Origin of the sequence: Paenibacillus sp. EPM92, from assembly GCF_016586185.1 — a bacterium.
Taxonomy (GTDB): Bacteria; Bacillota; Bacilli; order Paenibacillales; family NBRC-103111; genus Paenibacillus_G; species Paenibacillus_G validus.
In genome coordinates this window covers 55,360-77,337 of record NZ_BCPS01000024.1, presented here as the reverse complement: position 1 = coordinate 77,337, position 21,978 = coordinate 55,360, and the positions used below count along the sequence as shown (strand labels likewise).

Annotated in this window: 19 protein-coding genes and 1 pseudogene; 11 read left to right on the top strand and 9 right to left on the bottom strand. The window is 48.2% G+C overall.

Annotated elements, in window-relative coordinates; translation table 11 throughout:
• Positions 1 to 220 precede the first annotated feature (220 nt).
• The 9 genes and pseudogenes from JMF85_RS04645 to dnaA all read right to left on the bottom strand — a co-directional run bounded on the left by JMF85_RS04645 (position 221) and on the right by dnaA (position 11,222).
• Positions 221 to 1,287 (bottom strand): annotated as a pseudogene (locus JMF85_RS04645) (HD-GYP domain-containing protein).
• Positions 1,288 to 1,441: 154 nt separating this feature from the next.
• On the bottom strand, positions 1,442 to 3,958 hold the full coding sequence (gene gyrA, locus JMF85_RS04640; RefSeq protein WP_201317830.1) for a DNA gyrase subunit A: 2,517 nt from the start codon (positions 3,956 to 3,958) through the stop codon (positions 1,442 to 1,444).
• Positions 3,959 to 4,011: 53 nt separating this feature from the next.
• Positions 4,012 to 4,872: a polysaccharide deacetylase family protein gene (locus tag JMF85_RS04635; RefSeq protein ID WP_155615375.1), complete on the bottom strand. Its 861-nt coding sequence runs from the start codon at positions 4,870 to 4,872 to the stop codon at positions 4,012 to 4,014.
• 18 nt (positions 4,873 to 4,890) lie between these two features.
• Positions 4,891 to 6,804: a DNA topoisomerase (ATP-hydrolyzing) subunit B gene (gene gyrB / locus JMF85_RS04630; protein WP_127605367.1), complete on the bottom strand. Its 1,914-nt coding sequence runs from the start codon at positions 6,802 to 6,804 to the stop codon at positions 4,891 to 4,893.
• A gap of 61 nt (positions 6,805 to 6,865) precedes the next feature.
• On the bottom strand, positions 6,866 to 7,114 hold the full coding sequence (remB, locus tag JMF85_RS04625; RefSeq protein ID WP_054796098.1) for an extracellular matrix regulator RemB: 249 nt from the start codon (positions 7,112 to 7,114) through the stop codon (positions 6,866 to 6,868).
• A 30-nt stretch (positions 7,115 to 7,144) separates the two neighbouring features.
• Complete coding sequence (gene recF / locus JMF85_RS04620; RefSeq protein ID WP_201317829.1) at positions 7,145 to 8,251, bottom strand: DNA replication/repair protein RecF; 1,107 nt, start codon at positions 8,249 to 8,251, stop codon at positions 7,145 to 7,147.
• A gap of 12 nt (positions 8,252 to 8,263) precedes the next feature.
• Positions 8,264 to 8,482, bottom strand: coding sequence for a S4 domain-containing protein YaaA (gene yaaA, locus JMF85_RS04615; RefSeq protein ID WP_054796099.1), 219 nt, complete (start codon positions 8,480 to 8,482; stop codon positions 8,264 to 8,266).
• Between the two features lie 20 nt (positions 8,483 to 8,502).
• Positions 8,503 to 9,645, bottom strand: a complete 1,143-nt coding sequence (gene dnaN, locus JMF85_RS04610) for a DNA polymerase III subunit beta (RefSeq protein WP_127605363.1) — start codon at positions 9,643 to 9,645, stop codon at positions 8,503 to 8,505.
• Positions 9,646 to 9,857: 212 nt separating this feature from the next.
• Positions 9,858 to 11,222 carry a chromosomal replication initiator protein DnaA gene (dnaA, locus tag JMF85_RS04605; protein ID WP_127605361.1) on the bottom strand — a complete coding sequence of 455 codons (1,365 nt, stop codon included), beginning with the start codon at positions 11,220 to 11,222 and terminating at the stop codon, positions 9,858 to 9,860.
• A 507-nt stretch (positions 11,223 to 11,729) separates the two neighbouring features.
• On the opposite strand from dnaA, the gene rpmH reads away from it, so the two are divergent.
• From rpmH to JMF85_RS04550, 11 genes are all read left to right on the top strand, one after another.
• Positions 11,730 to 11,864, top strand: a complete 135-nt coding sequence (gene rpmH / locus JMF85_RS04600) for a 50S ribosomal protein L34 (protein WP_054975180.1) — start codon at positions 11,730 to 11,732, stop codon at positions 11,862 to 11,864.
• A gap of 114 nt (positions 11,865 to 11,978) precedes the next feature.
• Entirely contained in the window at positions 11,979 to 12,344 is a 366-nt protein-coding gene (gene rnpA, locus JMF85_RS04595; protein ID WP_054799215.1) for a ribonuclease P protein component, read from the top strand.
• A gap of 66 nt (positions 12,345 to 12,410) precedes the next feature.
• On the top strand, positions 12,411 to 13,169 hold the full coding sequence (yidC, locus tag JMF85_RS04590) for a membrane protein insertase YidC (protein ID WP_127605359.1): 759 nt from the start codon (positions 12,411 to 12,413) through the stop codon (positions 13,167 to 13,169).
• Positions 13,170 to 13,184: 15 nt separating this feature from the next.
• Positions 13,185 to 13,802, top strand: coding sequence for an RNA-binding cell elongation regulator Jag/EloR (gene jag / locus JMF85_RS04585; protein WP_127605357.1), 618 nt, complete (start codon positions 13,185 to 13,187; stop codon positions 13,800 to 13,802).
• Between the two features lie 129 nt (positions 13,803 to 13,931).
• Positions 13,932 to 15,308 (top strand): tRNA uridine-5-carboxymethylaminomethyl(34) synthesis GTPase MnmE, encoded by a 1,377-nt coding sequence (gene mnmE, locus JMF85_RS04580; RefSeq protein WP_127605355.1) that lies wholly within the window; start codon positions 13,932 to 13,934, stop codon positions 15,306 to 15,308.
• A 27-nt stretch (positions 15,309 to 15,335) separates the two neighbouring features.
• Positions 15,336 to 17,225 (top strand): tRNA uridine-5-carboxymethylaminomethyl(34) synthesis enzyme MnmG, encoded by a 1,890-nt coding sequence (gene mnmG / locus JMF85_RS04575; protein ID WP_127605354.1) that lies wholly within the window; start codon positions 15,336 to 15,338, stop codon positions 17,223 to 17,225.
• 2 nt (positions 17,226 to 17,227) lie between these two features.
• Positions 17,228 to 17,959, top strand: a complete 732-nt coding sequence (gene rsmG / locus JMF85_RS04570) for a 16S rRNA (guanine(527)-N(7))-methyltransferase RsmG (protein ID WP_127605352.1) — start codon at positions 17,228 to 17,230, stop codon at positions 17,957 to 17,959.
• A 195-nt stretch (positions 17,960 to 18,154) separates the two neighbouring features.
• Positions 18,155 to 18,973 (top strand): nucleoid occlusion protein, encoded by an 819-nt coding sequence (gene noc, locus JMF85_RS04565; RefSeq protein ID WP_127605350.1) that lies wholly within the window; start codon positions 18,155 to 18,157, stop codon positions 18,971 to 18,973.
• 122 nt (positions 18,974 to 19,095) lie between these two features.
• Positions 19,096 to 19,854, top strand: a complete 759-nt coding sequence (locus JMF85_RS04560) for a ParA family protein (protein ID WP_127605348.1) — start codon at positions 19,096 to 19,098, stop codon at positions 19,852 to 19,854.
• On the top strand, positions 19,851 to 20,711 hold the full coding sequence (locus JMF85_RS04555; RefSeq protein WP_141336315.1) for a ParB/RepB/Spo0J family partition protein: 861 nt from the start codon (positions 19,851 to 19,853) through the stop codon (positions 20,709 to 20,711). Before JMF85_RS04560 ends, JMF85_RS04555 begins: the two co-directional genes overlap by 4 nt.
• A 107-nt stretch (positions 20,712 to 20,818) precedes the next feature.
• The gene (locus JMF85_RS04550) at positions 20,819 to 21,976 is read left to right on the top strand and encodes an aminotransferase class V-fold PLP-dependent enzyme (protein WP_201317828.1); all 1,158 of its coding nucleotides are present in this window, start codon (positions 20,819 to 20,821) and stop codon (positions 21,974 to 21,976) included.
• Positions 21,977 to 21,978: the final 2 nt, after the last annotated feature.

The following is a 21,978-nucleotide window of genomic DNA, read 5'->3' as shown; positions in this document are numbered from 1 at the left end:
CAATTCGTCCGCCTTGTTTAGCGGCGACTTCTTCAATATATCACATTTGCCTATTCGATTGCAAGTACTTTTTTTTCGAAACCTGAGAAACAACAGTGCGTTTCAACTAAAAAGTCCTCGCCGCCGAAGCAGCGAAGACTAATATATCATGAACCATTTCCTTAAGTCAAGCATCTTAACCGGACTTTTTTTCATGTCCTTTAGGAAAGCTATACTTTACTTACTTCTGAATAACGTCTTCAATGTACAAGCTGCGCTCGATTGTCAAATTAACAATTTTGCCGTTCACATTCACCCAAGGTCTTGTCGGATGAGACCGGTCAGAAAAGACAATTTCACCGATACGGTTATCGCTCAGCTTCACGAGCGTTCCGTTATGGAACGAGGTTACCTTGGTAATGAACGTCTGAACCATGGCGGGATCCAGCTTGCCAAAAGCTTCATTCTGCAGCTGTTCCAGAACCAGGTAAGGGGATATGCCTTTTTTGTGAAACCGGTCGGTCGTCATGGCATGGAACATATCCGTAACGGCAACAAGCTTCGAGTAACTGTGAATCTTGTCACCGCGTATGGCAAGCGGATAGCCGGAACCGTCCTCGCGCTCGTGATGCTGTAAAGCGCAAAGCTTCACCCCTTCGTTAATCGCAGGAACGGTCTTGAGAAGATTGTATCCGATGATCGTATGTTTTTTATTTCTTCGGATTCATCATTGTTCAATTTCATTGGCTTAAACAAAATTCCGTCATCGACCTTGGCCGTTCCGATATCATGCAGCAATCCGCCCAAAGCGACGGGCATCAGATCTTTGGCCTGCATTCCGGCCCACTTGGCTAAAGAGTAAGACGTCAAGCTGACCATAATGCTGTTGTGAAGAATGAAATCACGCAATTGAAACGATTTGGGACTAAAGGTCAAAATGTTGTAGGAATCGATATGTTTAATAAGACCCTCCAACGTCGTCCGGATCTCCAGAATCGGCAGATTTTGCCCGCCAGCGTTGGCCACTTTAAAAACACGGCGAAGCAGCTGCAGCATCTTATCGTAGTTCTCATAGAACGGCAAAATGCTGTTATTCGATTCTTCCGCGAACGGATCTTCGCCCATGCTTTCGATTTCCGCATGTTTAGGTTCGATTTGTACGGAAGGAATTAAGAACGCTTTTAATATTTCAATATCGCGTTCCGTCACGACTTTGCCCTTGGCAAACAAAACATTATTAAACTTGGTCAGCACATTCTCGCTGATTTTCTCACCGGTTTTAAGCTGAGACACGGGAACTGTCGCCATATTGGATCCCCTCACCTTAATTTCAAGTTGGCTTCATTGGGTTAACCCTTGTATGGAAAAATCATACTTTAGACCCATGTCTGTAATTATAAGCGAAAAAGAATGGGGATGTAAGCCCCCATTCTTTGCAAGAGTAAAAATATAGTGGCAGCGTTTATTCCTCGGCCGTACCTTCCGAACCTGAAGCCGGCCCATTTGGCGTTTCTTCGCTAAAGGCGTCGTCTTGATCCTCGTCTTCAGAGACTTCATCGCTCTTATCTACCCGAGCGACGGTCGATACTTCGTCTTCATCGCGAATATTAATCAATCTAACCCCTTGTGTATTGCGACCCATTAATGATATGCCCGCCATGCTGGTACGTATAACGGTTCCCAGCGCGGTAATGATCATGAGGTCCTCCTCATCCTGAACGACCTTCAAACCGACGATAGGGCCGTTCTTCGGCGTTACATTGAGCGTCTTAATCCCTTTACCGCCGCGAGATTGCAGTCGGTACTCGGAAACCGGCGTCCTCTTGCCGTAACCTTTTGAAGTTACGATCAAAACGCTGTTGTCTTCTTGAACGACGTCCATATCGATCACAACGTCGTCTTCGTCGAGCTGGATGCCTTTCACCCCGGTTGCAGATCGTCCCATTGCACGCACTTCTTGTTCCGGAAAGTGAATGGACATGCCTTGCTTCGTACCCAAGATGATCGATTGATTGCCATCCGTCAGACGAACGCCGATCAAATCGTCATCCTCGCGAAGCGTTATTGCTATTAAGCCGACTTTACGAATATTGCCGTAATCGTCGAGCGGGGTCTTCTTCACAAGACCGTTCTTCGTAGCGAAGAACAGGTATTTGTCCGAGTCAAAGCTTTCAACCGGAATTACGGCATTGACCGTCTCGCCCTGTTCGATTTGAATCAGGTTAATAATCGGTGTTCCGCGGGCCGTACGGCTAAGATCCGGAATTTCGTACGCCTTCAACCGGTACACCTTGCCTTTGTCCGTAAAGAACATGAGGTAGTGGTGAGAGTTGGTTACGAACAAATGCTCCACAAAATCATTGTCTTTCGTATCCATCCCGATGACTCCTTTACCTCCTCGACGCTGACTGCGATAGGTGGAAACCGGGAGTCGCTTAATATAACCCGTATGGGTAATGGTAATGACGACATCGGTTTGCGGAATCAAATCCTCATCCTCGATGCTTTCTTCGCCGATCGTAATTTCCGAGCGGCGGTCATCGCCATATTTATCTTTGATTTCGTTCAACTCGTTGCTGATGATTTCGAGCACAAGCTTCTCATTGGCCAAAATTGCTTTATACTCGGCAATTTTCTTCAGGAGCTCGGCGTATTCTTCTTCGATTTTCTCGCGCTCCAAACCAGTCAAGCGCTGTAAACGCATATCCAAAATCGCTTGCGCTTGATCGTGGCTCAATCCGAATCGGTTCATCAAGCCTTCGCGCGCTTGATCGGTCGTACGGGAAGCACGAATCAAAGCAATGACTTCGTCCAGATGGTCAAGCGCGATTCGCAGTCCTTCCAGAATATACGCGCGAGCTTCCGCTTTGCGCAAATCGTATTCCGTCCTGCGGCGAATAACCACTTTCTGGTGCTCGAGATAGTGGAACAACATGTCCCGCAGATTAAGCACTTTTGGTTCGCCGTTAACCAGGGCCAGCATAATAATCCCGAAGTTGGACTGCATCGCGGTTTGTTTGTACAGGTTGTTCAACACGACATTCGGATTGACGTCGCGACGCAGCTCGATCACAATACGCATACCATTGCGGTCAGATTCGTCGCGAAGGTCGGTGATGCCATCGATTTTCTTCTCGCGGACGAGCTCTGCGATTTTCTCGATCAAGCGCGCTTTGTTCACTTGATACGGCAGTTCGTACACGATAATGCGCGCTTTATTGCCCGATTCTTCAATCGTCGCTTTCGCACGCATCGTCACGGATCCGCGACCTGTCGCATACGCTTGACGTATTCCTTCTCGGCCCAGGATGAAACCGCCGGTAGGGAAGTCCGGTCCTTTGATGGACTGCATCAAATCAAGCGGACTGATATCCGGATTCTCGATCAGCTGCTGTACGCCGTTAATGACTTCAGTCAAATTGTGCGGCGGAATATTAGTGGCCATGCCGACGGCAATTCCGGACAGCCCGTTGACGAGCAGGTTCGGGAAACGGGCCGGCAATACGGCCGGTTCACTCTCTTCGCCGTCGTAGTTGGGAACAAAATCAATCGTCTCTTTATTGATATCGCGCAGAAGCTCCATCGCGATTTTGGACAAACGGGCTTCGGTGTAACGCATAGCCGCCGCTGCGTCGCCGTCAATGGAACCAAAGTTCCCGTGACCGTCGACGAGCATATAACGGAGGGAGAAGTCCTGAGCCATCCGGACCATCGTCTCATATACGGCCGAATCGCCGTGCGGGTGATATTTACCGATGACTTCGCCGACAATCCGCGCCGATTTTTTATACGGCTTGTCAGGCGACATTCCAAGCTCCGACATCGCATACAAAATACGACGATGAACCGGCTTTAGTCCGTCCCGAACGTCAGGTAACGCCCGGCTGACGATAATGCTCATCGCATAATCCATAAAGGACGTGCGCATCTCAGAGCCGATATCGATTTCTTTAATCTGCGAACGAGGTTCTTCCGACATGTGTACCTCCTACAAATTTTACGGGGCAACCGCTTGGTGATAATGATTTGGTGTCAGGGCGAGACCCGATAAAGCTTGTGTATAATCATATTATTTAATGAGTTCATCCGAACGTAAGGACTTCCTGCATTGATTCTCGGAATTTGGAACGGGTCGTTCCCCCGTTCGGCCATGCCGCTTTGCGTCGTAAATGCATATTGAATGCCGGCTTGTCGCAATAGCTCGATCGAACGAAGGTTATAGGCCCCGAACGGGTAGGCATAGGCATCGATCGGGCCGTCATTCAACGTGCTCAGCTTGTCCAGGCTGCGCCGCGTATCGCTGACAATTCTGCGCTCGAACTGTTCGTCCGACTCAAAGCCGCCCTCGGCGAGCGGCAGCTTCGTCGTCAACAAAGGCCCGCCGTCCGGCGTACGGCCGTGGAGGCTGTCCGAGTGGCATTCAACTTCGATCTCTTTCATTTCGCTGATCATTCGCCGTATTTGCTCGCGAGAGAGCGTTGGAATTAACGTCCGGTCCGGATGATCCAAATCTTCCGTAATGACAAAATTAACGGCCGGAACGCGCATTTCTTTAAGAATGGGAAAGGCTTTCGTATAAAAGCTCTCATAACCGTCGTCAAAGGTAACCAAGACCGAATTCGGTGGTATGGAGCCCCCCTTCATGAAGGAGCGAAACTCTCTTAGCGTTATGAAATGATATCCTCGATTCCTCAAATCGCGAAGCTGCTCGCGGAACCGTTTGGACGTAATGGTCACATCGCCGCGTTGATCGTCATCGATATGATGATAGGCTAAAACAGCCACCTTATCGGTGTAATAAACTGAGGGACCGCCCGAGTGAACGAACCCGGGCGCCAAGAATAGAACGGACAAGATTGAAATCAGCCACAGCAGGCCATATCTCCTAAGCATAGCCACCACTTATACGAATTAGATGTCCAGATTTTTGACATACTTCGCATGCTGCTGTATAAAATCACGGCGAGGCTCGACGTTGTCGCCCATCAGCGTATCGAACACGACGTCCGCTTCGATAGCATCCTGGATGCTAACCTGCAGCAGTGTGCGGCTTTCCGGGTCCATCGTCGTTTCCCACAGCTGGCCCGGATTCATCTCCCCGAGACCTTTATAACGCTGAACGTTGACTTTGGCTCCCTCGCCGAATTCCGCCATAATCATTTCCCGTTGACGATCGTTATAGGCATAACGAATGGTCTTATTGCGCTCCAGCTTGTACAGCGGCGGTTGAGCGATATAAACGTAACCGGCCTCGATAATTTTCCTCATGTAGCGGTAGAAGAAGGTCAGCAGCAGCGTACGAATGTGCGCGCCGTCGACGTCGGCGTCCGTCATGATGATGATCTTATGGTAACGCGCTTTGGCAATGTCAAAATCGTCACCGATACCCGTGCCGAGCGCTGTTATGATCGCGCGAATTTCGGCATTGGACAAAATTTTATCGAGACGAGACTTCTCTACGTTCAAAATTTTACCGCGAAGCGGCAAAATCGCTTGGAAATGACGGTCGCGGCCCTGCTTGGCGGATCCGCCGGCAGAGTCCCCTTCGACGATATACACTTCGCTGATGGAGGCGTCCTTGGACGAACAATCGGCAAGCTTGCCCGGCAGCGAGCTGACTTCGAGCGCACTCTTCCGCCGCGTAAGTTCACGGGCTTTACGAGCCGCTTCGCGGGCGCGTTGGGCTTGCAGGCCTTTCTCCACGATTTTCTTCGCGATGGCCGGGTTCTCATCCATAAACTCTTGGAATTTCTCAGCGAAAAGGGATTCCACGATCCCCCGAACTTCACTGTTGCCGAGTTTTGTCTTTGTCTGGCCTTCGAACTGCGGCTCCGGAATTTTGACCGAAATAATAGCCGTCAGTCCTTCACGCACATCATCGCCTGACAAATTCGCATCACTTTCTTTAATGGCGTTATTCTTGCGCGCATAGTCGTTGAGAATACGGGTTAAGGCGCTCTTGAAGCCGGATTCATGCGTACCGCCTTCATGTGTATTAATGTTGTTGGCAAACGAATATATATTTTCCGAGTAGCTGTCGTTATACTGCAAAGCGACTTCCACATGGATATTGTCTTTGTCACCCTCGACAAAAATCGGAGGCTGATGGAGCGCTTCCCGTGTACGGTTCAAATATTCGACGAAAGAAATAATCCCGCCTTCGTACTTGAAAGTATGGGAGACGTCCGTACGCTCATCGCGAAGAATAATCTCAATGCCGCGGTTCAAAAATGCGAGTTCGCGAATACGCGATTGCAGCGTATCGAAATCGAACTCTCTTGTTTCGGTGAATATTTCTTCGTCCGGCCAGAACGTAACCTGTGTCCCGCTCTCGCTCGTTTCCCCGATCACTTGCAGATCTTGCTGCGGAACGCCGCGGTGATATTCCTGCTCGTAAATTATGCCTTCGCGTTTAACTTGCACGACGAGCTTCTTGGATAAAGCGTTAACGACCGATACGCCGACGCCGTGCAAACCGCCCGACACCTTATAGCCTTCGCCGCCGAACTTTCCGCCCGCATGAAGCACGGTAAGCACGACCTCCAAGGTCGACCGCTTCATCTTCGGATGTTCGCCGACCGGAATGCCGCGCCCGTTATCGATGACGGTGACGCTGTTGTCTTGATGTACGATAACTTCGATTTTCGTGCAATAGCCGGCCAACGCTTCGTCTATACTATTATCGACGACTTCCCATACCAGATGGTGAAGACCTCGAGCGCTTGTTGACCCGATATACATCCCTGGTCTTTTGCGTACCGCTTCAAGACCTTCAAGCACCTGAATCTGACTCTCATCATAGGCTGTACCCGGATTTACAGACATGCAGACACCCACTTTTCCATGATAAAAAATCTTGAAACTGCGTTTTTCTTGAACTGCGAACCTACGTCGTTAACAATTGGTGCGCCCGCTTCTTCAACGTCATCGACGAAATCGGCGAATAATATACCTTCGATTGCGTCACAACGAGCGATTTGCTCTCTTCCTCGCCGATCACTTCGACGCGCTTCTCCTTGCTGGCGTAGGTCACGAATTGTTTCGATACTTTGGATGATTTCTCAATGGATAAGTCAAAAATGGCGATTAATTCCGATGCGCGGATAATCTTTTCTCCGCCCAGATGGATGAACATAGGAATCCCACTCCTTATCGGCAAATCGATCTATATGAAGCTCCCATCCCGAACATGAATTACGGAAGCACTTCCCAGTTTTGACAAATCTATACTTTCAATTCCGGTCGTTGTAATAAACGTTTGCACCTTGCGCTGAAACGTCTCGATCAACTGCGTCTGCCGGTACCGGTCGAGCTCCGACAGGACATCATCCAGCAGCAACAACGGATATTCACCCACTTCTTCGCAAATGAGCTCTATCTCCGCCAGCTTCAAAGATAATGCCGTCGTTCGCTGTTGTCCTTGCGAACCGAACGTTTGCACTTCCTTATCGTTGATATAAAAGCGCAAATCGTCGCGATGCGGGCCGACCAAGGTGACGCCGCGACGCAATTCCTGATCTTTGGTCTGTGATAACTTTATCATAAAATGGTCAAATAAAACAGCTTCTTCTTGGTCTTCGGCTAAAGACAGCGAGCTGTCGTAAGCGATTTTTAGCCGTTCTTGTCCGTTCGTGATGCCGGCATGAATCTTCTCGGCCCAGATTTGCAGCTTTTTTATAAAGCTTTGACGTTTTTTAATAATTTTAGTACCAAATTGCGCCAATTGTTCGTTCCAGACGTCCAATAACGGTAATTTACCCGAAAAACCGAACATTTGTTTCAGATAATTGTTCCGCTGCACTAAAATTTTGTTGTATTGGGACAAGTCGTACAAATAGGCCGGATGCACTTGGCCGATTTCCATGTCGAGAAAGCGGCGGCGCACGCCCGGCGAACCTTTTACAATTTCAAGATCTTCGGGGGCGAACATGACCACGTTCAAGGAGCCGATGAAATTGCTCAGCTTGCGCTGCTCGAGCCCATTCACCTTCGCACGCTTGCCCTGCTGGGATATGGTCAGATCAAGCTGGAACGTACCGTACTTTTTCTCGACCTCGGCATGCAGCAGGGCAGCTTTCTCGTTCCACCGGATCAATTCCTTGTCTTGGTTGGTCCGGTGGGATTTGGTTAAAGCGAGAACGAAGATCGATTCCAGCAAATTTGTTTTGCCCTGCGCATTCGGGCCGACAATGATGTTCACCATGTGATCCGTAGCGAATTCGATATGCTCGTAGTTGCGGTAGTGCTGGACAGACAACGTTTTTAATTGCAAAATGGCTCCTCCCTAGGACCCCTTCACGACTTGAAATTCGCCGCAGCCCTGGACTTTGACGATATCGCCTGCGACGAGCTTGCGCCCGCGGCGGTTGTCCGGCTCGTCGTTGATCGTAATGGGGGTTTCCTGCAGAAAGCTTTTGGCTTGTCCACCTGTGGATATGCAATCCGAGAGCTTCAGAAATTGTCCGAGTGTTATATAGTCGGTGTGGATTGAAATTGGTTTCATGGATCCGTCGTCCCTTCGTTTTAGCCGGTTGTCCGATACGGCAAAATGAGCTGCAGCAGCGATGCGTTCTCGTCCGGCCGGATGATGATCGGCTGCATGGCTCCCGTAAAGCCGATATGAATTTGTTCGCTGTCCATCACTTTAAGCGCATCGAGCATGTATTTGGAGTTAAAGGAAATCCGCAGCAGCTCGCCGGTCAAACGGATCGTCGTCAAGTCTTCCGTCACTTTACCGAGCTCGGAGGAACTGGAAGAAATTTCGATCGTCTGGTCGTCGCGCATCACGAGCTTCACAATGTTGCTCTTATCTTCACGAGAAAGCAGGTAGGCGCGGTCGATTGCATCGACAAGATCATCCGTCTGCACCACGAGCTGTGTTTGGTACGATTGCGGAATGAGCTTCGACGTATCCGGATATGTCCCGTCCAGGATGCGGGTATAGAACAGGATCGAGCTCATTTTGAACAATACTTGATTATCCGCGAACACCACGTCAATAAGAACATTTTGGTCCGGCAAAATTTTGGACAGCTCGTTTAAGGTTTTTCCGGAGATGGCTACGTTGTTTAACACAAATCCTTCCTCGGTATCGATACTCGTCTCCCGGCTGGCCAACCGATGCCGGTCACAAGCGATAAATTTCAGCTTACCGTTGGCGATCGTCCAGAGGATTCCCGTCAGAATGGGCGTCGCCTCGCTTGTCGAAACGGCAAACGACGTCTGCTTGATCATGGTCTTCAGCACGTCGCTCGGAATCTGGATTCGTTTGCTTTCTTCGATGCCCGGCATAATCGGATATTCTTCCGGATCCAAGCCCATCAGTTGAATTTCAGACGAACCGGAACGAATGATGGTCTGAAATTGCTCCTTCACTTCAATTTCCACATGCTGCGCCGGCAGCTTTCGAATGATTTCGACAAAAAATTTGGAAGGCAGCACGACGCTTCCCGATTGTTTCAGATCGATGACTTGCAAGTCGTTCTTTTCCATCGGAATAAAGCTTTGAATCGATATATCGGTGTCGCTCGCGGTTAACGTCATGCCGGATGAATCCACATCTATTTTGATCCCCGTAAGAATGGGAATGGTCGTCTTATTCGAAATTGCTTTATTTACATGTTGGATGGATTCGTTCAAAAATTCTTTCAGTACCGTCAATTTCATAGTTTCACTCCTACAGGTTCTAGAATGGTCTGAATGGGCGTATTTATCTATTTTACATGTTTTTTTTATTTAGTTGTAGTAGTAGGGGGCCTGAATATGTGGATATGTGGGTGAACAACGCAAAAAGAAAGCCTATCCACATGTGAATAGTTTGTGCATAGGCTTCAAGTTATTCAGGTGTGAGTTATCGACAAATAGGAACGATCAAAGGTCTACAACGTCACGTTTTTCACTTTTTCGGTAAGGTTCTGAATAATTTTATATAATTCCTGGTCGGCTTTGATCGCCTCGGAAATTTTCTCATGGGCGTGTATGACGGTCGTATGGTCGCGTCCACCGAACGCCTCGCCGATCTTAGGCAGAGAGAAATCCGTCATTTCGCGGGCTAAATACATGGCGATTTGCCGTGGAAAAGCGACGCTCTTCGTTCGTTTCCTCGCTTTGAAATCCTCGATTTTCAAGCCGTAAAACTCGCCGACCTTCTGCTGGATATCTTGTATGGTAATGACTCGAGGCCGGCTGCTGGGGATAATATCCTTCAGCGCCTCAGCGGCCAGATGGGACGTAATGTCCTCGTTAATCAGCGAAGAATAGGCAACGACGCGGATCAACGCGCCTTCCAGCTCACGGATATTCGTGTCGATCTGGTTGGCGATGTAGACCATCGCTTCGTTCGGAATATCGAGATTCTCCGCTCTAGCCTTCTTACGAAGAATGGCGATCCGGGTCTCCAGATCCGGCGGCTGAATGTCCGTAATCAAGCCCCATTCGAACCGGGATCTGAGCCGCTCTTCCAGCGTCGGAATTTCTTTAGGCGGCCTATCGCTGGAGATGATGATCTGCTTCCGCTCCTCGTGCAGCGCGTTAAACGTGTGGAAAAATTCTTCCTGCGTCTGTTCTTTTCCCGCCAGGAACTGAATATCATCGATAAGGAGCACGTCAATGCTCCGGTACTTGTTGCGGAAGCTCTCGCCGCGGTTATCGCGGATCGCGTTAATGAACTCGTTGGTAAACTTCTCGGACGAGATGTACATGACGCGTGCGCTCGGATTATGCTCCAGTACGTAATGGCCGATGGCGTGCATCAAGTGCGTTTTTCCTAGTCCCACGCCGCCATACAAGAACAACGGATTATAAGCTTTTGCCGGCGCTTCGGCCACTGCGAGGGAAGCGGCATGTGCGAACCGGTTGCCGGCGCCGATGACGAACGTATCAAACGTATATTTCGGGTTCATCATATGAGCAAACGGCTCTTCGGCGATGGGTTTGGCTTTCGCTGCGGGAGTGACAGGTGTGGAAGGGGCGCCTGACTCTTCAGGCTCGTCATCGGATTCAATAATGAATTTTAGCTCGATTTGTTTGCCGGAGTAATCGTAAACCGCTTCTTTAATATGTTTCGTGTACCGGTTTTCCAACCAGTCACGCGCAAAATTGTTGGGGGTACAGATGACGACGGTCGAATCGGTAAAGACGACGGCCCTTGTGGAGATCAGCCACGTTTCGTAGCTGGGTTTGCTCACCCTTTTTTGCAAAATGGAAAGGACTTGCTGCCATTGTTCGTTAGGATGGCTTTCCACAAATTATTCACTCCTTCAGAATAATACCGTTGCTGCGAAACAGGCGAAGCTGTAGAAAAAAATTGAAAGCTGTCGGAATTGTCCACAATATACAGATTTATGACATTATAATTATACATAATCCGTGTAAATTGTTCACAAAGATATCCACAGGCTGTTAATAACTTTATTGTCGATAAAGAGTATCCACAAGAGAAAACATATTCATGATAACAAAAAAGACCCTGCTCCGCAATGGAATGTTGCGATTTATCCACATACCCTATACCTTGTGTACAAAAGTTATCAACAGCACAAGATATTGTTTATAACCTGTTTGCAATTCGACAAATTCGGAGAAAATCCGATTTTTTTTATTCACAGGGGGGTCGCGGCAATTTTTTACTGAAGCTGTGTATAACTTTTTTTCCGACCCTAAGTTGACTTTTGAAGCGTAAAGTGGTTTAATGTTGAAAGGTATTTTTCGAGGATTGGTAATAATCCTTGTCTGAGGAGGTGCACGACCGAATGAGACCGACATTTAAGCCGAACGTCAGAAAGCGCAAGAAAGTTCATGGCTTCCGTAAAAGAATGAGCACGAAGAATGGACGCAAAGTTCTCGCAGCTCGCCGCCAAAAAGGAAGAAAAGTGTTAAGCGCATAAGACGAAAGACCACTGTCCGGTGGTCTTTTTTGTTGTTTATGATGGAGAAGACCCGGCTAGGGAACGATGATGACAAGCTTAGGCGGCCGTAACCGTTAAATGGAGAGATGTTCGATGGAAAAGAAAAATCGTCTGACCAAAAGAGAATATTTCGATAAAGTGTACAAACACGGGAAATCGTCGGCGAATCATCAATTCGTTCTATATTATAAAGCGCAGCCTCAGCAAGCGTCATTCCGTCTCGGCGTATCCGTGAGCAAGAAGCTGGGCAATGCGGTCGTCCGGAATCGGATCCGGCGCGTATTGAAGGAAATTATCCGCCTGAACGCGCCCAAAATTCCCGGAGGGTACGATCTGATCTTGATCGCGCGCAAGCCGGTTGTGGAGATGTCGTATCGCGAGATCGAAAAGAGCGTATTTCACGTGCTGAAGAGAGCCTCTCTGCTTCGCCGCAATGGGGAACCGAAACAAGCGGATTAGTTTCTTTGTGTCCGAAGATATGATATAGTTTATTATTGGAAAAGATGAAGCTGGGAGGATGTTCTTTTGACGCGTCGACTTTTGAAATATATGCCTCTAACGGCATTGCTGCTGCTGGCGGGGTGTAGCCCGGCGAATGCACAGCTCGATCGCACTAAATTTTGGGACAAGTATTTCGTAGGTCCGCTGTCGGATACGCTCGATTGGTTCGCTGATCTGATGGGAGGATCATACGGTCTATCGATTCTCGTCGTGACGATCATTATTCGATTGATCATATTGCCGTTGACGCTCAAGCAGTATAAGAGCTCCAAACGGATGCAGGAAGTTCAACCGGAGCTGAAGAAGCTTCAGGCTAAATATAAGGACGACCCGAAGAAAGTTCAGGAAGAGACGATGAAGCTGTTCCAGAAGGAAGGCGTCAACCCGCTTGCGGGCTGCTTCCCGATTCTGGTGCAAATGCCGATTCTGATCGCTCTGTACAACGCGATTATGCGGAATCCTGAAATCGGCTCGCATTCGTTCCTGTGGATGCAGCTTGGACAGAAGGACCCATATTACATTTTGCCGATTCTTGCTGCGTTGACGACTTACCTGCAGCAAAAGATGATGTCCTCCCAAATGACTCCGCAGATGCAGAGCTTGATGTTTATCTTCCCGGTGTTGATCTTCGTCATGGCGATGAATTTCGCATCGGCGCTTCCGCTGTATTGGGTATACAGCAACCTGTTCACCGTTGTACAAACTTATTTTATTTATGGAAAACCCAGCAAAGGCGCAAACTCTGCAGAGTTGAAACCGAGTTCAGGCGGATCTAAAAAATAAGGGTGGCCGGATGAGATGAAAAAAATCGTGGTAACGGGTAAAACGATCGATATCGCTGTTACAAGCGGATTGGAGCAGCTCCGCACAACCGAAAATCGGGTTAAGGTTCACGTTCTGGAGCAGCCCGCCAAAGGGTTGTTCGGACTGATTGGCGCGCGTGATGCCAAGGTAGAGCTGGAGCTGCTGCCCGATGCCATGGAAGAGGCTGTCTTGTTCTTGCAGGATGTGCTTCGCACGATGCAGCTTGATGTACGCATCGAGCAAAAAGAGGATAAGGATGGGTTCGAGCTGCATATGCACGGCGCAGAGCTTGGCATGCTGATCGGTCGACGGGGACAAACGCTGGATGCGCTTCAGTATTTGGTAAATATCGTCGCCAATCGTTATTCCGATCATCATCTGCGCGTCGTTCTGGACGCCGAACAGTTCCGCGAACGCAGGAAGAAGACGCTGCGGGAGCTGGCTAATCGTTTGGCCGAACGGGTCATTCGAACGAAGAAGGAAGTGGTGTTGGAGCCGATGCCTCCTCAGGAGCGCAAGGTCATCCACGCCCAACTGCAACAACATCCGAAAGTGCGGACATTTAGCCGCGGCGACGAACCGAATCGTCGCGTCGTTATCGTATTACGTTGAATTATGCTGCAATGACGTCATGTTCGAATGACCTCATTGCTTTTTCTTTAGCTGATAAGAAGTATGAATGTTCATACTTATACTTGGCATCAGGTTATATGCAAGTTTGAAGAATGAGGTGTGGTTTACATGATGCAGGACACCATAGCGGCGATCGCTACGCCCTCGGGTGAGGGAGGCATTGCGGTTATCCGGGTGAGCGGAGACGAAGCCGTTGCTATCAGCGACCGTGTTTATAGCGGAAAGTCAAAGCTGGCGGACGTTGCGACGCATACGGTGCATTACGGGCACATTCGGGAACCGGAGAGCGGGGCCCGTATAGAAGAAGTGCTCGTTACCGTGATGCGGGCACCGCGTTCCTTTACCAAGGAAGATGTTGTGGAGATCAGCTGCCACGGCGGCTTCGTCTCGGTGCGCAAGGTGCTCGATTTGCTGCTGGAGAACGGCGCTAGATTGGCCGAGCCGGGCGAGTTTACGAAACGGGCGTTCCTGAACGGGCGCATCGACTTGTCTCAGGCGGAAGCGGTTATCGATCTCATTAGAGCGAAGTCGGATCGGGCGTTCAAGATCGCATTGAAGCAGTCGGAGGGGAGCTTGTCCAAACGGATCAAGGAGCTCCGCCACCGTCTCGTCGAGTTGATGGCGCATATCGAAGTGAATATCGATTATCCTGAACACGATGTGGAAGAGCTGACCAACGCTTTCATCAAAACGAAATGTACGGAAGCGTTAGACGATATTGAGCGGCTTCTCGCTTCGGCGCAGCAGGGAAAAATATTGCGCGAAGGGCTGACGACCGCCATTATTGGGCGTCCTAATGTCGGGAAGTCATCGCTTTTAAATACGCTGGCACAAGAAGAACGCGCCATCGTAACCGATATCGCCGGTACGACGCGCGATGTGGTGGAAGAATATGTGCACGTGAACGGCATTCCGTTGAAGCTGCTTGACACCGCAGGCATCCGGGAGACAAGCGATATTGTCGAGAAGATCGGGGTAGAGAAATCACGCCAGGCGCTGGGCGATGCGGATTTGATCCTGTTGGTGTTTAACGGTGCGGAAGAGCTGGTGCCGGAAGAGCGGGCGATGATCGAGGAATTGTCCGGTCGGCAGGTGATCGCCATTATTAATAAATTGGACCTGGATCAGCGTCTGGATGAGCAGGTGCTCATCGACGCTTTCGGGGAAGAGCGTGTAGTCAGGATGTCGCTGCTAGAGCATCAGGGTGTGAGCGATTTGGAGAAGGCGATCGGAGGTTTGTTTTTCAGCGGGCAGATCGAATCGAGCGATTTGACGTACGTCAGCAACGCACGGCATATTCATTTATTAAAGCTGGCCAAGGCGGCTTTAACCGAAGCCTATGGAGCGGCCGAGTCGTTCGTGCCGATCGATATGATCCAAATCGACATCCGCAATGCATGGGAACATCTCGGTGAAATTATCGGGGATTCGGTTAGCGAATCACTGATCGACCAAATTTTTTCACAGTTTTGCTTAGGGAAATAATATAAGTAATGTTAGGGGGTAGTCAGCATGAGTTACACAGCAGGTCAGTATGATGTTATTGTTATCGGTGCCGGTCATGCCGGATGCGAAGCGGCGCTAGCCGCCGCACGAATGGGCTGCGAAACTTTGCTTTTGACGATTAATTTGGATATGGTTGCGTTTATGCCGTGCAATCCGTCGATCGGAGGACCGGCGAAAGGACATGTCGTACGTGAAATCGATGCGCTGGGCGGAGAGATGGGGCGCAACATCGACAAGACGTATATTCAACTGCGGATGTTGAATACAGGCAAGGGACCTGCGGTTCACGCGCTGCGCGCACAGGCCGATAAGTTTCTGTACCAGCATACGATGAAGGAAACGATCGAGAAAACCGATCATTTGACGCTTCGTCAAGGCATGGTCGAAACACTGATTGTTGAGGATGGCGTATGTAAAGGCGTTGTTACGAAAACGGGAGCGGCGTATTACGGCAAAGCGGTTGTGCTGACGACCGGTACTTATTTGCGCGGCAAGATCATTATGGGCGAACTGATGTACGAATCCGGTCCGAACAATCAGCAGCCGGCTGTGAAGCTGTCGGAGGATTTGCGAAAGCACGGCCTGGAGCTTGTTCGTTTCAAAACCGGAACACCGCCGCGGGTGCATGAAGATACGATCGACTTCTCGAAGACGACGATTCAACCCGGGGATGAGAAACCGAAGTTTTTCTCCTACGATACGACGGAGGAAGTTCCGAACCAGCTGCCATGCTGGCTTACTTACACGTCGGAACAAACGCATCAAATTATAAATGATAATTTGCACCGGGCTCCTATGTTCTCGGGGGCAATCGAGGGAACGGGCCCGCGTTATTGCCCGTCGATCGAAGATAAAATCGTTCGGTTCAGCGATAAGCCGAAGCATCAGATTTTCTTGGAGCCGGAAGGGCGCAATACGAAGGAATATTATGTGCAAGGCCTCTCCACAAGTATGCCGGAGGACGTGCAGCTCAGCATTTTGCGCTCGATTCCGGGACTTGAGAAGGTGGAGATGATGCGTACCGGCTATGCGATCGAGTATGACGCCGTAATACCGACGCAGTTGATGCCTTCCTTGGAAACCAAGGTGGTGGAAAACCTCTTTACAGCGGGTCAAATTAACGGAACATCGGGTTATGAAGAAGCGGCTGGACAAGGGATTATGGCGGGAATTAATGCTGCGCGCAAGGTGCTTGGCAAAGAACCCGTCATCTTGGACCGCTCGGAAGCTTATATTGGCGTTCTGATCGATGATCTCGTGACGAAGGGGACGAGCGAGCCGTATCGGCTGTTAACGTCGCGTGCGGAGTACCGCTTGCTGCTTCGCCATGATAATGCGGACCTGCGGTTAACCCAAATCGGTTACGATATCGGGCTGATTCCGGAAGGTCGCTACCAACGTTATTTGGACAAAGTAGCGCGGGTCAATGAAGAAATCGAACGTTTGAAAATGACGAAAACGAAGCCGACCCCTGAGGTTCAACAATTGTTGCAATCTCTGGGAAGCGCGGAATTAAACAATTCGGTCGACTTGCTGTCGTTGCTTCGCCGTCCTGAGATTACTTACGATCATATTCATTCGATTTCACCGTCTCCGGTCGAGCTCACGGAAGATATGAAGGAGCAGGTAGAGATTCAGGTCAAATACAGCGGCTATATTGAGAAGCAGCTTGCACAAGTCGAACGGCTTCGTAAAATGGAGAAGAAGCGTATTCCTGACGATATCGTCTACGAAGATATTCATGGAATTGCAACGGAAGCGAAGCAAAAGCTTGCTAAAATCCGTCCGATATCAATCGGTCAAGCATCCCGTATATCCGGGGTGACACCGGCCGATATTTCCATTTTGCTGGTGCATTTGGAACATTATAATAAAGTCATTGCATCTAGAGGGTAACGATGACCGTACAAGATCAAGTTCAATTGCATTTTGTTGATTTGTTAATGGCTAAAGGCATTACGCTGTCCGATGATCAACTGCATCAATTTGAGGTGTATTATCGGGAATTGATCGATTGGAACGAGCGAATGAATTTGACCGGCATTACGGAGAGAGAACAAGTTTATATCAAACATTTTTATGATTCTCTCTCTTTATCATTTTTTGTTTCGATGAACGACATTGCTACGCTGGCGGATATCGGCTCAGGGGCCGGTTTCCCCAGCGTTCCTTTAAAAATTGCTTTCCCTCATTTGAAGGTGACGATTGTCGATTCATTGAATAAACGCATTCAGTTTCTGAAGCATCTTACAGGTTCACTAGGATTGACCGATGTTCATTGCGTTCATGGGCGTGCCGAGGATATTTCCAGACTTCCCGAGCATCGCGATCGTTACGATTTGGTCACAGCAAGAGCGGTTGCCAAATTGGCTGTATTAAATGAGTTTTGTTTGCCCTTTGCCCGGACCAACGGTATGTTCGCGGCTATGAAAGGGCAGGATGTGCAGGCTGAATTGCAGGAAGCTAAACGCAGTCTTCGGGAACTCCACGGACAGGTGGTTCAGACGCATCATTTCGAGCTTCCGGTGGAAGAGTCGTCCCGACACATGGTACTAATCAAGAAAACGGGACCTACTCCACGCAATTATCCGAGAAAAGCAGGAATGCCATTGAAGTCTCCTCTTATATGAGGTGTTCCACGTGGAACATTTTGTACGATGAAACAATGATAAGGGATGGCTTCGACCCATTGCCTTCTCATTTTTTTTGTAGAATCATACAAGAAAGTTCTTTCTTTTATTAGCAGGAATTTGACTAGTGGCTGGAGAATATTTATTAGACAGAGACCTTTCATTTTTTGTTAAAAAGATCGGGTGGTTATCGGTATGAAGGAACATATCTCGAAATTGTTTGGTTTTAGCGAAAAAGCTTCGTCAGATGAAGTGAAAAATGTTCCTGTCCAAGACATCGATCCTAGTCCATATCAACCTCGGACTGTTTTTGACGATGAGCGTATAGAAGAGCTATGTCAAACGATCAGAACTCATGGCGTCATTCAGCCGATTGTTTTAAGGATCCGCAACAACCGGTATGAATTGATCGCGGGGGAACGTCGTTGGCGTGCGGTAAAGAAACTCGGTCTAGAAACGATACCGGCGATTATTCGCGAATTCAACGATTCGCAAGCAGCATCTATCGCCTTGATTGAGAATCTGCAGCGGGAAGGCTTAACCGCTATCGAGGAAGCTATCGCTTATCAACAATTGATTGACTTACATAGCTTGACACAAGAGAGCTTAGCGCAGCGGCTTGGCAAAAGTCAGTCAACGATTGCGAACAAAATCAGGCTGCTGCATTTATGCGAACCAGTGAAAGTCGCGCTAATGGAGCGTAAAATTACGGAGCGTCATGCAAGAGCTTTATTGTCTCTCGATAGCGATGAGCTTCAAGTCAAAGTGTTAGAAGAAATAATCGCCAAGGAATTGAATGTTAAGCAAACGGAAACAAGAATTGCCTTCTTAAAAGAGGCGGACAAAATCAAAAATAAAGCGAAACGTATTTCGTATTCGAAGGACGTTCGTCTGGCGCTTAATACAATCCGACAATCGGTCGAAATGGTCACGTCTTCGGGATTGCCGATTAATACGGAAGAGAATGACCGCGACGATCACTATGAGATTGTAATTCGTATACCGAAACGATAAAATAGAATAGTTCGAAGTAGAATCATTGGGGAGTGTACCCACAACTCTTCAATGATCTTTTTTTCACCGTAATCGGTTGTGACATGTTTGGCTATCCTAGTATTTATTTGAGGTGAATTGGTTTGTCTAAAATTATCGCCATCACGAACCAAAAGGGTGGGGTTGGCAAAACGACGACGTCCGTTAATTTGGGTGCATCACTTGCGTCTCTCGGTAAAAAAGTATTACTTGTGGATATTGATCCGCAAGGCAACACGACTAGTGGGATCGGTGTCAACAAAGCGGATGTTCAATATTGCATCTACGATGTGCTTATTAATGATGTACATCCGAAAGATGCAATGGTTGACACGGCGATAGAAAATTTGAAGATCATTCCCGCGACGATTCAATTAGCGGGAGCAGAAATCGAACTGGTACCTACCATTTCCAGGGAAGTACGTTTGAAGAGATCGTTGCAATTGGTTAAACAGCAATTCGATTATATTCTTATTGATTGTCCTCCATCCCTTGGAATATTAACGGTGAACTCCCTCACGGCTGCCGATTCGGTCATCATTCCTATTCAATGTGAATACTATGCGCTAGAAGGTTTAAGCCAGTTGTTGAATACGGTACGGTTGGTGCAGAAACATTTGAACACGACCTTGCAAATTGAAGGCGTATTGCTGACGATGTTTGATGCCCGAACTAATTTAGGTATGCAAGTGATTGAAGAAGTGAAAAAATATTTCCAACAAAAAGTTTATCAAACGATCATTCCTAGAAATGTAAGATTAAGCGAAGCTCCGAGCCACGGGCAGTCGATCATTACTTACGATCCGCGATCGAAGGGCGCCGAAGTGTACATGGAGTTGGCGAAGGAAGTGATTGCAATTTGAATAAGAAAGCTGGATTAGGGAAAGGGCTGGATGCGCTTTTGCCGGCACTAAGCATCAATGATGACGATAAAGTAGTAGAAATTCCACTTTCACAGCTGAGACCGAATCCATATCAGCCAAGACGGAATTTTAACGATGAAACGATACAGGAATTAGCTTCATCGATCAAAGAGCATGGTGTTATTCAACCTATCATTGTTCGAAGCGTCTTGAAAGGTTATGAGATTATAGCAGGGGAGCGGCGTTATCGTGCTTCTCAGGTTTCAGGCTTGCCTACGATTCCTGCTGTAATTAAAAAATTCACGGATCAGCAGGTTATGGAAATTGCGTTAATTGAGAACGTTCAGCGAGAAGATTTAAACGCAATGGAAATTGCAATTGCGTATCAAGCTCTTATTGATCAATTTTCTTTAACACAAGAACTGCTTTCAGTAAAAGTCGGTAAGAGCCGGTCTCATATTGCGAATTTTTTGCGTTTGCTGCAGCTACCCGAAGAGGTTAAACAATATGTTTCACGTGGAACATTATCCATGGGACATGCGAAAGCTATTGTGGCCTTAAAGGATAAGAAACTAATTAAGGCGCTTGCCGATACGGCGATCAAGGAACAGTGGAGCGTTCGGGAGCTTGAAGAAGAAGTGAAGAAACTGGAAGAAAAAGCGGATACGAAAAAGGCTAAACAAAAACCGAAACGCAAAGATCCTTATATCGATCAAGTTGAAGAAAATTTGAGAGAAATGTATCGAACCACTGTTAAAATCAGGCATAGCAATAACAAAGGTAAAATTGAATTGTTATATTACTCGAATGATGATCTGAATCGTTTGCTCGAACTGTTACAAGGGAAAACGTCTTAGCAAATCGATGATATAGCATACCAGGTCAAACCTGATAAAGTCAGGGTCATCTAGGTATGCTATATTTGTGTTATTAGGGTAAACCAGGAGATCGAGGAGGAGAGGACTTGTCGACGATTTATTTGGATCATGCAGCATCGTCATGGCCGAAACCGCCGGAAGTAGTACGGGCAATGGTCGAGTGCATGGAAGAGTATGGGGCCAATCCGGGAAGAGGAAGTCACGAGAAAGCGGTTAAGGCGAGTCGTACTTTGTTTGAAGGAAGAAAACAGTTGGCCCGTCTGTTCCACATTAAAAATCCCAACGATATCGCTTATGCATTGAACACGACAATGGCTTTAAATCTGGCGATAAAAGGGTTTGTTCGTGAGGGCGATCATGTGATCTGCACGGCGGTCGAGCATAATTCTGTTCGTCGTCCGTTGGAATATTTGAAAGCAGCTAAAGGTGTACAAGTTAGCTATGTGAAAACGGATGCTCAAGGAAACTTAAACCCGGACGATCTTGTATCGCTAATAACGTCGAGAACGAAGCTCGTAGTATGCAGTCATAGTTCGAATTTGCTTGGCAGCATCCTGCCAATTGCCGATATGGCTGAAATTTGCCGTAAGCATCAAGTGAAATTGCTGGTAGATGCCGCACAAACTGCGGGTACTATCGATATTGACGTAAATCGGATGGGAATTGATATGCTGGCATTTCCCGGCCATAAGGGACTGCTGGGACCACAAGGAACTGGCGGCTTATATATTCATCCGGACATTGATTTGGATCCGCTCCTTCATGGGGGTACAGGGAGTCAGTCAGAAGCAATCGAGCAGCCTACCGTCCGTCCCGATCGTTATGAAGCTGGCACGCAGAATACAGTGGGAATCGCCGGATTGGTCGAAGGTATCAAGTGGATTCAGAAGGAAACGGTGGAGAAGATTCATCAGCACGAGTGGCAATTGACACAGCGTTTAATGAGTGGGCTCATGGGAATTGATGGGGTTCAAATTTTAGGTCCGGAACTGGGACAAAATAAGACAGGAATTGTATCGTTCACCGTCGCGCAATCCGATTCATCGGAAATTGCTTTCATACTCGATCAATCCTTCGGAATCGCGGTTCGATCCGGTTATCACTGCACTCCGCTGGCTCATCAAATAGCCGGTACATTGGAGCGAGGGGCTGTGAGAGCAAGCGTCGGTTGTTTTACGACAGAGGGTGAGATCGACCAATTGATCGATGCCGTGAAAGAAATAGCTGCGCATATGCAGTCGTAAAC

What these genes read in the sequence shown, in the direction of transcription:
- gyrA (WP_201317830.1), bottom strand. Translation starts at nt 3,958, where the DNA reads ATGTCGGAAGAACCTCGTTCGCAGATTAAAGAAATCGATATCGGCTCT.
- JMF85_RS04635 (WP_155615375.1), bottom strand. Translation starts at nt 4,872, where the DNA reads ATGCTTAGGAGATATGGCCTGCTGTGGCTGATTTCAATCTTGTCCGTT.
- gyrB (WP_127605367.1), bottom strand. Translation starts at nt 6,804, where the DNA reads ATGTCTGTAAATCCGGGTACAGCCTATGATGAGAGTCAGATTCAGGTG.
- remB (WP_054796098.1), bottom strand. Translation starts at nt 7,114, where the DNA reads ATGTTCATCCATCTGGGCGGAGAAAAGATTATCCGCGCATCGGAATTA.
- yaaA (WP_054796099.1), bottom strand. Translation starts at nt 8,482, where the DNA reads ATGAAACCAATTTCAATCCACACCGACTATATAACACTCGGACAATTT.
- dnaN (WP_127605363.1), bottom strand. Translation starts at nt 9,645, where the DNA reads ATGAAATTGACGGTACTGAAAGAATTTTTGAACGAATCCATCCAACAT.
- rpmH (WP_054975180.1), top strand. Translation starts at nt 11,730, where the DNA reads ATGAGACCGACATTTAAGCCGAACGTCAGAAAGCGCAAGAAAGTTCAT.
- rnpA (WP_054799215.1), top strand. Translation starts at nt 11,979, where the DNA reads ATGGAAAAGAAAAATCGTCTGACCAAAAGAGAATATTTCGATAAAGTG.
- jag (WP_127605357.1), top strand. Translation starts at nt 13,185, where the DNA reads ATGAAAAAAATCGTGGTAACGGGTAAAACGATCGATATCGCTGTTACA.
- mnmE (WP_127605355.1), top strand. Translation starts at nt 13,932, where the DNA reads ATGATGCAGGACACCATAGCGGCGATCGCTACGCCCTCGGGTGAGGGA.
- mnmG (WP_127605354.1), top strand. Translation starts at nt 15,336, where the DNA reads ATGAGTTACACAGCAGGTCAGTATGATGTTATTGTTATCGGTGCCGGT.
- rsmG (WP_127605352.1), top strand. Translation starts at nt 17,228, where the DNA reads ATGACCGTACAAGATCAAGTTCAATTGCATTTTGTTGATTTGTTAATG.
- noc (WP_127605350.1), top strand. Translation starts at nt 18,155, where the DNA reads ATGAAGGAACATATCTCGAAATTGTTTGGTTTTAGCGAAAAAGCTTCG.